At 35.1% G+C, this 12,462-nt stretch carries 13 protein-coding genes; 12 read left to right on the plus strand and 1 reads right to left on the minus strand.

Going from position 1 to position 12,462, the window contains the following annotated elements; all coding sequences use genetic code 11:
* Positions 1-2 precede the first annotated feature (2 nt).
* Positions 3-248, minus strand: a complete 246-nt coding sequence (locus ASE92_RS12915; RefSeq protein ID WP_157255742.1) for a redox-active disulfide protein 2 — start codon at positions 246-248, stop codon at positions 3-5.
* Between the two features lie 261 nt (positions 249-509).
* Here ASE92_RS12915 and ASE92_RS12920 point away from each other — a divergent pair, with 261 nt between their 5' ends.
* The 12 genes from ASE92_RS12920 to ASE92_RS12980 all read left to right on the plus strand — a co-directional run bounded on the left by ASE92_RS12920 (position 510) and on the right by ASE92_RS12980 (position 12,435).
* The gene (locus ASE92_RS12920; protein WP_056850530.1) at positions 510-713 is read left to right on the plus strand and encodes a hypothetical protein; all 204 of its coding nucleotides are present in this window, start codon (positions 510-512) and stop codon (positions 711-713) included.
* Between the two features lie 55 nt (positions 714-768).
* On the plus strand, positions 769-1,764 hold the full coding sequence (locus tag ASE92_RS12925) for a hypothetical protein (RefSeq protein WP_056850531.1): 996 nt from the start codon (positions 769-771) through the stop codon (positions 1,762-1,764).
* Positions 1,761-2,699, plus strand: a complete 939-nt coding sequence (locus tag ASE92_RS12930) for a hypothetical protein (RefSeq protein ID WP_157255743.1) — start codon at positions 1,761-1,763, stop codon at positions 2,697-2,699. The genes ASE92_RS12925 and ASE92_RS12930 overlap by 4 nt, the downstream gene beginning before the upstream one ends.
* 267 nt (positions 2,700-2,966) lie before the next feature.
* Positions 2,967-4,919, plus strand: coding sequence for a sensor histidine kinase (locus tag ASE92_RS12935; RefSeq protein ID WP_056850533.1), 1,953 nt, complete (start codon positions 2,967-2,969; stop codon positions 4,917-4,919).
* A gap of 146 nt (positions 4,920-5,065) precedes the next feature.
* Positions 5,066-7,003, plus strand: coding sequence for a WG repeat-containing protein (locus tag ASE92_RS12940; RefSeq protein WP_056850534.1), 1,938 nt, complete (start codon positions 5,066-5,068; stop codon positions 7,001-7,003).
* 3 nt (positions 7,004-7,006) lie between these two features.
* Positions 7,007-7,759 carry a hypothetical protein gene (locus ASE92_RS12945; protein WP_056850535.1) on the plus strand — a complete coding sequence of 251 codons (753 nt, stop codon included), beginning with the start codon at positions 7,007-7,009 and terminating at the stop codon, positions 7,757-7,759.
* 31 nt (positions 7,760-7,790) lie between these two features.
* Positions 7,791-8,600 (plus strand): hypothetical protein, encoded by an 810-nt coding sequence (locus tag ASE92_RS12950; protein ID WP_056850536.1) that lies wholly within the window; start codon positions 7,791-7,793, stop codon positions 8,598-8,600.
* A gap of 307 nt (positions 8,601-8,907) precedes the next feature.
* The gene (locus ASE92_RS12960; RefSeq protein WP_200926418.1) at positions 8,908-9,579 is read left to right on the plus strand and encodes a vancomycin high temperature exclusion protein; all 672 of its coding nucleotides are present in this window, start codon (positions 8,908-8,910) and stop codon (positions 9,577-9,579) included.
* Positions 9,576-10,370: a hypothetical protein gene (locus tag ASE92_RS12965; RefSeq protein WP_157255744.1), complete on the plus strand. Its 795-nt coding sequence runs from the start codon at positions 9,576-9,578 to the stop codon at positions 10,368-10,370. Before ASE92_RS12960 ends, ASE92_RS12965 begins: the two co-directional genes overlap by 4 nt.
* 288 nt (positions 10,371-10,658) lie before the next feature.
* Positions 10,659-11,030, plus strand: coding sequence for a hypothetical protein (locus ASE92_RS12970; protein WP_056850889.1), 372 nt, complete (start codon positions 10,659-10,661; stop codon positions 11,028-11,030).
* A gap of 72 nt (positions 11,031-11,102) precedes the next feature.
* Complete coding sequence (locus ASE92_RS12975) at positions 11,103-11,672, plus strand: Crp/Fnr family transcriptional regulator (protein WP_056850539.1); 570 nt, start codon at positions 11,103-11,105, stop codon at positions 11,670-11,672.
* A gap of 82 nt (positions 11,673-11,754) precedes the next feature.
* Positions 11,755-12,435, plus strand: a complete 681-nt coding sequence (locus tag ASE92_RS12980; protein ID WP_082455060.1) for a type 1 glutamine amidotransferase domain-containing protein — start codon at positions 11,755-11,757, stop codon at positions 12,433-12,435.
* Positions 12,436-12,462 lie beyond the last annotated feature (27 nt).

Here is a 12,462-nt window from a genome sequence, read left to right on the forward strand (position 1 = left end):
TGTTATAAATTTCTCGACTTAAGCTCTTCCTGCATCTGTTTGATGTTGCTAAGATTTGAAATAACTATAGGCAATAAACTGATTGGTATTACAGTTAAGGGGGTAAATCCTTTTTTGAAATTCAAATACATGCTCAGCGCAAACAGAAGCACTAACATTACAACAAGAGTAGAGGTGGATGCTTTAGCTACCTTTTCGCTTTTTTGTAACTGCTTGTTGCTCATTTCCGCAAACTTATTTTCACTCATTTTCAAGGGAGATAATTAATATATCAATAGGAATTGATTTTCTCTGCTCAAAAATAATAAAGACCAGCGTTTTTGCAATCCTCATTTCCTATTTAAAAAAGCGAATTATAATTAAAGTTCAGCGAATTATAAATCATTAACTGCGTTTATCAATTGTGCATTAATCAATTCTATAATAATGATTAATATAGCATTACAAAAGGCCCTCAAATAATTTTGAATGGGTCTTTCAGTTTAAGTTAAACCTAAATATCATCAAAAATGACAGTTACTTATATGATGTTGGCCTTTACTACAATTTACCTGGCCGGAACTTATTTTTATTACAGACACACTGTAAAAAAAGGCACAGAATTTAGATACAAACCTATTTTCTTACTTATCATTGGTTTGTTGTTTTTATTATCGCTTTACGGGAGCGTTACCAACCAGCCATTCAATACCATAGTGCCTTTTATTAGGTAGGCTTTAGCAATTTGCTTTATTAAATAATTCACTGTTTTAGTGTAACTGTTTCAATTTGAAAAGAAAAAAAGCCTCATTTCTTGCCGTTGTATTAGTAGTTGGCTGGTACGTTTTCATTTGGTGCAAATTCCATTTCTTTAACAAGGCGATTAGCCAAGAAGAAATAAATAAAGAATTCGCAGTTTTAAAAATGCAAGCACCGCTATATGATTCGGTTTACATACGCGGATACAGCATAAAATATATTAGCAATAAAAAGAATTTCAGCGAAAAAGGCGATCAGTTTGGCAAGAAGAAACCCTATTTAGTTTTGCTACATAACAGCGATAAAAATGCAGGTTATTTTCTAGACTATTTTAAGAACAAGGCACTTAATACTAAGTTCCATATTATTGCCGTAGATAGAATTGGTTTTGGAAACACCAGTTTCAAGAAATCCGATCAAAAAAATTCCTTGTTTCAACAAGAAGAAAAGGAGTTCGGCAAAATGGCTGACTATGCATCAGGCACAGCCGTAAAAGAAATTTTAAATGCTGAAGGCCAATACATGGAAGAAGTTAGAATAATTGCTGATGGCAGTGGAGGGATGGCCGGTTTGCAGGCATATTTATATGAGAGTCTTTCGTTTTCAAAAGTTTTTTTATTCTATCCGGATTTAAGCAGCCGGTTTTTAGTGAGCAAAGTTTTTAGTAAAATAATGGTAAGCCCGATAGTGGCCTGGAGCTTTCCCAAAGCCTATACAAGCAAACACAATGATTTGCTACTTGCTGACCAAAACAAGAGAGATAACTTTGAAAAGCTTATCAAAAATGTTCAATTTTCTGAAAACCGAGAGGGTAAAGAAAACGGCTATATGTATTCGAAAGGGTTTAAATCAGTTTTTTTCTTAGGATTGAGCAAAAACGAACAGGAGCGAATTGCAAAAATTTCTGGGGAAAAGAACTTCGTTTTTCAAACCAGCGATGCCAACATTTACTCTTCACCAGAAAACGTGCTTAAAACTATACTCAATAACGACATCTACACGCTGCCGTTTAACAGAATAAAATGATGAAAATTTACACCCTTCTTATCCTGATGATGTTTAGTTTATCTTCTTGCAAATCTCAAATAAATGATCATGCCGAATTGCTTGAGAATTTGAAATACGATCCGAATAAAGAGATGTATCAAATAGCAGGAACGAACCTGTATCCTGTAGAGATTACCATCAACGACTATCCAGTAGGTAGAGGCCTCGCCTTTTTTGGCCATCAAATGTATTATGTTGCCGATATTGGCTTACAGAAGAAAGGCCGCCAAACAGCTAAAGTTACTTTGGATCTGAAGAATTTTAACCCTACAGTAAGTGATCAGCCTATTCTTTTCGTGGCGATTTATTACAGTGGTGACATTTCAATGCCATCGATAAACGATGAAGAAGATGTACTGGTGCACTATGTACTGACTGGAAAAGACGTAACTGCCCAGGATATTAAAAATGGTTACATCACCAAATCCTTTTCTTTTGAAGCAAAAGAAGTTCGTACTGACTTAGATAGCTGGAAAAATTCAAAAAAATTAACGGCCAATGATGTGCTTTTCAATCAGCTATATGAAGCATACGAAGAGCTGCAATCAGATTTAAATGCTTCGGACAAAGGCGATGCCATTGAAAAAATGAAAGTTGCTGAATACGAAACTGCTCAGCTGAGAGGCGCTAAAAAGGAGTGGATTTTAGAGGAGCGGGAAGCGTTATTTTCTAATACCTGGAAGTTGCTGCCAAAAGATAGTTGTAAACTAAACCTTTACGGTGATGGAAAAATTGCCACCTTAGTTAAAAAAGACGGTTCGATCATTTCACCATCAGCAATTTCCTCAAATCCGAGATCTAAGCATGGCAAAACCTTCCAAATTTTGAATTTATATTTTCATATTCCAAACAATAAAACCGATTTAGAATTAACCCGATTCGATGCGTATGCGATCACTAATTTTGGGAAGTAAAGGAAAGGGTAACTATTAATTATTTGTGCTAGTGACAATGATTCCCTTCCAGGTTAATCGCTGGGATTAAATAGAAATTGTTAAAGATAAGCAACCAAAGCTTGGCTAAAAATGCAGTCGATTGAGCCTGAAATGTCTACAATAAGAGTATAGATACTAAGTCGAAAATTTAAATATTTCTCAAAACTTAAGCTTATTTCTGTAAAAAAATGTAACATTATATCTGTTTACTTGAAATCAAATGCTTACTGCTCTACCCGTCATCAAATGAAACAACCTTTTCTTTATTTTTGCCTGGCAATCTTGCTTATTCTTTCATGCAGGCAAAAACCAACTGTTGCTAAAAATGAGCAACTTTTAAAGTACAAGGAAGAGGTTTCATTACTCTTGGCAAAACAGCCAAATAAAGCAAATGCAGATTCTATTGTGCAGGCATGGAATCAGTACAACAGTAACCCAATTGTACTGGCCGACACCGATTTAAATACCAAAACCAAATACAACCTGGGTAAAATGTTTGCCCGAAAAAATCCTGATAGTTCTAAAATGTTTTTACAGCAAGGCCTTGATTTGGTTGAGCCAGGTAACAAGTTTTTAGAAATTAAGGCTAATCTCTATAACGGGATGGGAAATCTGGCCAATGCAGAACCGTCTGAACACCAGGCCAATTATTATTACAACAAAGCGGCGATGATTGTACTTTCAGACACGACCTTAACCTTGAAACCGATGGCCAAGGCTATTATTTTACTGGCCGCAGCACAAAGCAACAAAAGTTTACAGCAATATAGTTTGGCATTAAAAATGAATTTGGCAGCATTAAAATTAATGCCACAACTGCCTCCAAATATTACCAACCAACAGCGGGTTTTAACACAGTTAATTTCATTAATTTACACCGCAAACTTTCCCAGAAAAAATGTGGAGAACTACCTCGCAAAACTAGAAAAATTGCAAGCTACGTACCCTGATGATTTTAACCCGAGGTTTTTATATGATAGTAAATTGCTTTATTTCGATAAGGCCAGTAACGTCGATTCTGTTTTAAAATACTCTTTGCTAAATGCAGAAATTGATGAACAAATTTATGGCCAAAACCCAACTGAACCTACCGCGGCGGGCAACATTTACACTACCTATACCAATATTGTAACTAATTATGTAAAGGCTAAAAATTACCCCGATGCAGCACGCTACCTGAAAAAAGCAAATGAAGTATTTAAGCAAAGTGGCAGGCTATTAGAGTACGAAGATTTAATAAGAGGAGGCGAGGCAAGCTCAAGTTATTATGCCGCAATTGGTCAAAAAGATAAGGCGCTCCAAACCGCGACAGAAGTCATAGCGCTCCAGAAAGAGAATTATGAGATAGAAAATACGCAGGCAGTGGCCGAGATGGGAGCACTTTATCAAATTCAAGCGAAGGATAATTCGATAGACCGACTGAACGAAGATATCAAAATAAATACCTTGAAACTAGAGCGAAATAAATTAACCTTGGTAATTACAGCCCTTATTATTTTGATTTTGCTCATTGTTATCTTCTTGTTCTATAGCATATATAAACAACGAAAGCTAAAACAGGAGAAAGAAAATGTACAGTTGCAGCAACAATTACTGCGGACGCAAATGGAACCTCATTTTATTTTCAATACCTTATCTGCATTGCAAAGTTTTATTCGATTGGATGAGAAGGACGAAGCAATTAAATACCTCAATCAATTTAGCAGGTTATTGAGAAGTAGCCTTGAGTTGAGTAGAGAAAAGTTGGTGCCATTAAGCCAGGAGATAGAAACGCTAGAAAATTATTTGAGTTTACAGCAAATGCGCTACAATAACATTTTCAATTTCGAGATTAATATCCCGGAAAATGAAGATTTGGAAATGATTATGCTTCCGCCGATGCTGATACAGCCTTTTGTAGAAAATTCGATTTTACATGGCATTAATTTGAACGATATAAATGGCTTTGTAAATGTGAATTTCTCCATTTCTGACCAAAATTTAACCGTCACCATCACCGATAGCGGTAAAACTATTAGTGAAAACAAACCTCAGAATCATCAATCGCTTTCAGGTATCATTAGCAAGGAAAGATTGCAATTTTTAGGCAGGGAACGCAATCAAAATGCCGGAATTACTCAAAACAAAACAACCACTGGCGGCACAGTTGTATACTTAAACATTCCGATTAGCCAAAATGAATCTATGGGCAAATATTAATTCTGCAAACAGCAATAGCATACATATTTGTTAGATAATTTCGTATTTACTGCGAATAATAATTCAAACCCTACGAATGATAATCATCTGGATATTTAAAGTAATTCCTTTTTATATTTAAGTGGAATACCTTTTATAACCCTTAGATGAAGATAAATCTCCTGCTTTTTTTTGCATTTTTTTTATGCGCCTGTAATGGCCAAAAGGTACCGCAAAGCGAATCGGCAAAAAAGTTCATTGCCAAATTACAGGCCATGAACTTTGATGAGTTAAAACATCAATTAAAAGCAGATACCGCCGAACTTAACCAACTTATCAAAACGGCAACATTCGAAACTCAATTAACTTCACATATCTCCCCTGGTCAAAAATCAAAAGCAGAAAAACCTGTAGCCGAATTTTCAATAAACACTGATACCGAAAAAATTGCGCAGCTATTTAATGATTATTGCAAGCAACTATTTTTTAATCAAGATTTTAGCGAAGATAGCCAAACCGAATTTGAATTCGAAAGTCGCTACAACTTAACCGAAAATAATCATATTTTAGAACAAAAAGATAGTCTGTTTAAGCCCTATATTTCAAATATAGCTATAGGCGAAAAAGCATACTATTTCAATGGAAAGAGTATCCCCAAAAAGCAAATTGGCTTGAAACGGGTTGATAGCATCGAAACAGATATCAGCTTAAAAATGCCATTGGAATTTGAGAAATTTAAGTTTTCGAAATCAGCTAAAAATTTCGTTTTTCAAGATGAAAATATTATTGTGAAGCGTGTTAAAAGTAATGTCACTGAGTTAAAAATCCCATCAATATTGTACAGTAATATAATCGGATATCAAGCCTTCAACACTCAAAATATTCGGATGAATACCAGTGCCTTTAGTTCCAATCCAATCCTTGAAATAAAAGCCGGAGTGAAAAACGGTTTAAATGATTTGTTTGATATTTTCACCAGGGTACTTCAAGAGGGTGACGAAAAGAAAGCCAAAGAAGTGCTCAATAATATCAATCAAAATCATTTGGATGCAAGAACCGACATGGTCGAATTTAAGAATTTCGTCACTGGGCTCGCTCAAAACAAAGAGCAAAGCCAAGCAATGGGCGATATTGATTTATATAACAAGATTGCAGAAGTCGGTCGAAAGGTGATTGAGCCTGCACATCAATTTGTGATTCTTGAATTTCCCGATGACATCAAAACCATTGAAATATTTGTGGCGACAAAATACCGTGACCTCAAAAACAATAAGATGGTAAAATTCATTAATCATCGTCTCGACAGAAAATTTTTCGACACGGCAAACCCCAACATCGTTTACACGGCTTTTACAGCAGGAGAGGGGCACAAATATGGCATATCTAATCAAAAAGGAGATAAAATAATCGAAGCTCGATATGAACAACTCCAACAGTTAAGCAATACTTATTTCCTAATCAATGAGGAATTATTCTGGCTAAATGTTAATGATAAAAAAATGGTCTCTTTAAAGCAATTTCAAGGTTTTGATCAAACACTGAAACCTGGTTACGATGTTTTTGAAAAAACAGTTGGAGATAGAACAGCTTATGGTGTTGTGCTTAATCGAGAGAAGGTAATTTTGCCTTTTGAATATTCACGATTTGAAAAGTATGACAAGTTCATCATTGCCCACAAATATACTGGAGAAGATGAACTATATGATCTTAATTTGAAAAAACTGCCCAACAAAGGCATAAAACAAATTACTGCAATTGATGAGTTTGTTGCATCTGATCTAAAATATCCCAAACTTTTTGTGGCTGAAGACGGAAATAATAAAAAAGCTTTAGTTAATGAAGATATCCAGATATTAACCCCTTTTAAATACGAATTTATTGATCCTTTTTTTGAAATAAGCGGATACTATATAGCGGGAACAAGAACTGCAGATGGCAGCAATTACTTCTACGGAATAATCGATAATACTGGTAAAGAAGTGGTGCCATTTCTATTTTGCAACATCGATGATGAACCAGATAAAAACAGAAAATTTAGGTTCTGTTTAAAGGATAAATATCAATCGATGGATTTTAAATTATTTTTAAAAAAATATGGACATTAAATTATGCTAAAGATTAGAGCACTACTTTTTATCACTTTGTTAGTTTGTTCTTTTGGTAACCTTTTCGCACAAGAAACGCAAGCCGATGATAGTATTTTGCTGCCAAGGGTATTACAGCAATTGGGCCTAAAGAACGAAGATATTAACACGCAATTGTATGCAGAGAAAGTTTTACCAAATGCTAAAACACAAGCCGCAGTGGTGGTGGCTAAATACCATAAAAATGAACCCGATGGCTATGGCAATTTCTATTCAGAGTATGATGTTTATGTGTTAATTGTTAACAATACAACAGGCAAAATTTTGTATAAACATTTCGAAGAAGAAGCCCTTATATCTGATGCCATTCGGCTAACGAGCATCAATGTAGATACAGGAATTTTCACTTTGAACAGCGAAACCCGAGCTTTCGGCATTGAGGCACATTATTCGGGCAGCAGCCAGCCAAACCCACACCATCATACCGATTTGTCGCTTTTTATCAAAAACAATAAGTCGTTAAAAAAAGTGCTTAACAATTTTACCATACAAAAATTTGGTGGGGAGTGGGATATGAAGTGTGTAGGAGAATTTGAGGAAGTGAACTCCACAATTATTATCGACAATAAGAATAAAAGCAAAAATTTTAACGGCTTAATCGTTAAGGATAAGATTACCAAAACCATAGGCAAGGTAGTTAATGACGAATGCGAAGAAAAAAAAACCGTTTCAATTAAGACAAGGAAACTGAAATACAATGGAATGGAATATAAATAGGCTATTTAAAACAGAAGGGAAAATTTAAGAAATGAAACGATTTTTTAAAGGATCCCTCATAGCAGTTGGTGTATTGGTACTACTAGCAGCTATATTTGTTGGATTAGTTTGGTGGTCTATGCAGCGTAGTAAGGCAAATGCAGAAAGCGATGCCGAAGCACTATCAAAAGCTTGTGATACGGCTAAATACATTACCGAAAATCCACAATTAACATTCTTAAAATTTACGCCAACAGAGCTTCAAACCCTACGGTTTCAAATTTTAAGAGATGGCAAAATAACCAACGATACTTCGGTTAAAACAGCATTTAAAGACAAGGAAAATTTGAAGATCAACTTTCCATACAAAAAATTTCTAAAAACGGATACCATTATTTTAACGCTGCAAAGCCAGCTTAAATATTACGTGTCTGGTTATGGCCATTACGCCTATCTACACTACGGAATGTTTGGCTATGTAGGCTCAAGCGATTGCCGTTTTTCTGAAAACTGCGTGATAAACAATGTGGTATCAACTGGAATAATAGAGAAATTTGATGGTTGGTTAGATCCGGAAAAATCAAAGCATATCCGTACAATTCAGCCTGTTGCAGCAGAATACGAAGCCTTCGCTGCCAAATGTAAAATTAAGTTAAAAGAGGCTGAACAGATCTTCATTAACAATCGAAAAAACGAACATCTTTACTCTATGCTTACATACGGAATTGAAGTTGGACCAGAAGCTAGTTATTATATTTTCGGTGAAGAGAGGGAATCAAAAAGAGATTACATCGATATTGTTAAAATTAACACCGAAACAGGCAAGATTAAGAGATATACAAATTATCCGTTCGATAAATGAAAAATCAAATCTCCAAATATCTTCTCATAAGGTTGCTGTTTCTAGCAGCTGGACTTTGGCTTTTGTATCATTTCGCTTTTTACTTACTGCCAAAAAATATTCAGGAAGATCAGTTTTCTTTTGTTGGTGAATTAGACTTAATCATTGGTTTGAGCCTGGTATATACCTTGTTTTTCAGCATCTTCATTTTTTTTGAATACCTAAAATTTAGCAAAAGGTGCCAGGTAAAATTAAAAAAATCTGCTTTGGTGATGCTATTTATCGGAGTCGTGCTTGTTTTGGTATCACTTTTTTTATCTTTTAAATTATGATGAGACGGCTCAAAATTAAAACCTTCTTAAAGTTGATATTAATTGCTATTCTAATCGGGATTTTGTTTGTCTTTGCCTCAAGTTACTTGGTAAAAGATAAATCGGAAAATAAAATTTACTCGGACTTAAATGCTGTTCCTAAAACGAAAGTGGCCATTATTTTTGGTGCAGGTGTACGCAATAACAAACCTAGCAAGTATTTAAAAGATAGGCTGGATGCCGGCATTTCCTTATACAAAAATAATAAAGTTGATAAAATTTTACTCTCAGGCGATAATGGCAGAGATGAATATGATGAACTAACGGTAATGAAATTATATTGCTACGTAAATGGAGTTGATACCAATAAAATTTACGTCGATTATGCAGGTTTTGATAGCTACTCAACCATGTATCGAGCAAAGCATGTTTTTAAGGTGGATACAGCAATTTTAGTTACACAGCAATATCATTTAAATCGTTGCATCTACATTGGCGAGAAACTCGGTGTAAAATGTTATGGTTTTAGTGCCAACACCGGGATTTATAGGGGCTATAAATATTATGCCTTTAGAGAAAACTTTTCCATTGCAAAAGCAACATTGGATGTATTGCGCCACCGAAAACCCAGGTATTTAGGACAAATTGTTGATATTGATGGGAAATCTAATTATACAAAAGATAAATGATGAGATATTTAATTTTCGTTTGCTTTATTTGCCTACTTGGATGTAATCCATTTCCAAAAAAAGATGCACATCCTGAAGTGCCGCTGCTTAGCAATCTGTTGAAAGACAAAACGAAGTTTAAGAAAATTGTGGGCATGGATGGATCAAGTGAAATTCTCGTTTTAAAAAGTGATCGCTTACTTCTCAAACCTAACAATAGTAATCTTCCTTTTAAAATAATTGATATTAACAATAAGTTAGTAATAGAGAAAAAGTTTGATTGGAAACTTCCTTTCTATGTTGATAGAGCAGGAAATTTATATTTTGATAGAGCGAAATATTATTTCCCAGACTATAATAAATCGGAGCCATTTAAAACTGTTGTTGTGCAAGACAGTTTGGATAAAAAATCGGAGAATTTGCAAAACCTAACAGATTCGTTAAGATGGAAAGCCGTTGACAAATACGAAATCAGTTTGCTTAAACAGTATAGCTTACGAAAATGTGAAAATTCGATTGCCAATACAGCTGGATGCAATGTTTTCAAGATCATTAATAATACATTGGTTGTGAGACAAACAGCGCTTTTTAAAAATGAATTTGAAAAAACTAAAACATACGTGCCAAAATTTGATGAAGATGTATTAATCGGCTGGAAAAATGGGAAACTGCCTAGCCCGGATTATTTGGCTTATTACCAATTTGGCGATCTAAAATTCAAATGCGATGATATGACTCACCCAACAACATTAGAAATTGCGGGCAAAAAATACCTACACTTACCGAGCGACGGCTTATATCAAATTCTGTAAATTTTCGAAGCTTATCCCGAAAGATGTATACTATCTTAGATTCTAATTGCTTCTGTTTCATTTTCGTGAACATCAACTTGCCAACGAATTGAACTTACTTCGGATAAACAATTAAATATTTATTAATCAACACTTTACGATTGTAAATTTTTTGCAAAAAATTGCTCAACACACTGTTGTTTGATTAGGCTTTCAACATTTTGGCACAACCATTGTAAACCAGCTGTTACATTTTACTAACCGAATTTGTTGTATACCGCGGCAAATTCAAACTTGAAAAACATAATTATGAAAAAGACAGTTCAAATTTTCAGCATGCTTTTAATAGCATTAACAGTAATGGTTTCGTGTAAAAAGGATACAGATCCGGCAGATAGAGATTTTTTTGTAGGTACCTACAGAGGAACCGTTACCTACAGTAAAGGCGATACACGGATAACCAGTACAGATGGCAAAGTTACCGTTACAAAAGTTGATGATACCTACAGCTTCTTCTTTGGTAACAACATTCCCGATATCACTGGAGTTAAATTCCAAGAGAGCGGAAATACCTACATTAGTGTGGGTACCGGGGTTATTGGGATTACAATAGATGCCAGCACTTTGAAGATCGGTGTGGCCAATTCGAATGGCAATTGGACGGCGAACGCCACCAGATAATTGCATAAAGAATAAAAATCCTGACTTAGGTCAGGATTTTTTTTGCCCTTTGTTTTTAGCTAGCTTTACCAAATGAGTGTTGAGTTAAGAAAGCATATTGAAGAGATCGTACCCCTAAACAATAAGGAATTTGAAATCATCAACAGCCATTTTAAATCCAAAAGCCTAAAAAAACACCAGTATTTAATTCAGGAAGATGAGGCTGTTAAAAACATCTATTTTGTTGTAAAGGGATTGCTTAAAGCAACCTACACCGACATCAATGGCAAAGAATATATCATTCAATTTGCAATGGAAAACTGGTGGATTTCTGACTTCCAGGCCTTTTATAATAACGTAAAATCAATTACCAACATCAGCTGTTTAGAAAACGTAGAATTACTTTCCATTGCTAAAGAAAATTTAGATCAAATTTGCAGCGAAAGCCATAAGATGGAACATTTTTTCAGGGTAAAAAACAGCTCTGGCTATGTCGCTTTACAACAAAGAATTTTATCACTGCTCACTACCAGTCCAAAAGAAAGATTCGAACAATTTACAAAGCAATATCCGCAGCTTTTACAAAGAGTTTCTAAAACCATCATCGCCGCGTATTTGGGTATTTCCCGCGAAACGTTAAGCAGACTTTCAGGCAAATTGTGATTCAACGCACATAAAATTAGTGATTCTGGTCCTTTAAAGGGTTTAAGCATTCAGCTAAATTTGTTCTACAATTAAATAATAGATGATGAACAAGAAAGTTTTATTCGTGCTTACGAGCCACGACGAATTAGGAAATACAGGTTTAAAAACAGGTTTTTGGTCGGAAGAACTGGCTGCTCCATATTACGCTTTAACAGATAAAAATGTTGAGGTAGTATTAGCATCTGTAAAAGGAGGCCAACCGCCAATTGATCCTAAAAGCGAAGATCCATCTTTTCAAACTGATACCACCAGAAGGATGGATAAAGACACTGTTCTTTTAGAAAAATTGAAAAATACAAGCCCTTTGGCGGAAGTAAAAATGGAAGACTATGATGCTGTATTTTATCCAGGCGGTCATGGTCCGTTATGGGATTTAGCAGAAAGCGGCGCCTCGCAAAAGTTAATTGTAGATTTTTATGAAGCCAATAAACCTGTTGCCTTTGTATGCCATGCACCAGGTGTGTTAAAGGAAGTAAAAATAAATGGAGAATATTTGGTGAAAGGGAAAAACGTTACCGGTTTTACCAACACTGAAGAAGAAGCCGTTCAGCTTACCAACGTGGTACCTTTTTTAGTAGAAGATGTGCTTAAAAGAAATGGTGGGCTTTACACAAAAATCGAAGATTGGAACCCTTATGCGGTGGTAGATGGATTGCTGATTACAGGACAAAACCCAGCTTCATCAGAAAAAGTTGCAGAAGAACTGCTGAAACTAATCTAATAAAGTTAAACTGCAAGATGCAAAAAG

This window comes from Pedobacter sp. Leaf41 (assembly GCF_001422545.1).
Lineage (GTDB): Bacteria > Bacteroidota > Bacteroidia > Sphingobacteriales > Sphingobacteriaceae > Pedobacter.

Bases quoted from the DNA above. Each gene is read 5' to 3' on its own strand.
- ASE92_RS12915 (WP_157255742.1), bottom strand. From the start codon at position 248: ATGAGTGAAAATAAGTTTGCGGAAATGAGCAACAAGCAGTTACAAAAA.
- ASE92_RS12920 (WP_056850530.1), top strand. From the start codon at position 510: ATGACAGTTACTTATATGATGTTGGCCTTTACTACAATTTACCTGGCC.
- ASE92_RS12930 (WP_157255743.1), top strand. From the start codon at position 1,761: ATGATGAAAATTTACACCCTTCTTATCCTGATGATGTTTAGTTTATCT.
- ASE92_RS12935 (WP_056850533.1), top strand. From the start codon at position 2,967: ATGAAACAACCTTTTCTTTATTTTTGCCTGGCAATCTTGCTTATTCTT.
- ASE92_RS12940 (WP_056850534.1), top strand. From the start codon at position 5,066: ATGAAGATAAATCTCCTGCTTTTTTTTGCATTTTTTTTATGCGCCTGT.
- ASE92_RS12945 (WP_056850535.1), top strand. From the start codon at position 7,007: ATGCTAAAGATTAGAGCACTACTTTTTATCACTTTGTTAGTTTGTTCT.
- ASE92_RS12950 (WP_056850536.1), top strand. From the start codon at position 7,791: ATGAAACGATTTTTTAAAGGATCCCTCATAGCAGTTGGTGTATTGGTA.
- ASE92_RS12960 (WP_200926418.1), top strand. From the start codon at position 8,908: ATGATGAGACGGCTCAAAATTAAAACCTTCTTAAAGTTGATATTAATT.
- ASE92_RS12965 (WP_157255744.1), top strand. From the start codon at position 9,576: ATGATGAGATATTTAATTTTCGTTTGCTTTATTTGCCTACTTGGATGT.
- ASE92_RS12970 (WP_056850889.1), top strand. From the start codon at position 10,659: ATGAAAAAGACAGTTCAAATTTTCAGCATGCTTTTAATAGCATTAACA.
- ASE92_RS12975 (WP_056850539.1), top strand. From the start codon at position 11,103: ATGAGTGTTGAGTTAAGAAAGCATATTGAAGAGATCGTACCCCTAAAC.
- ASE92_RS12980 (WP_082455060.1), top strand. From the start codon at position 11,755: ATGATGAACAAGAAAGTTTTATTCGTGCTTACGAGCCACGACGAATTA.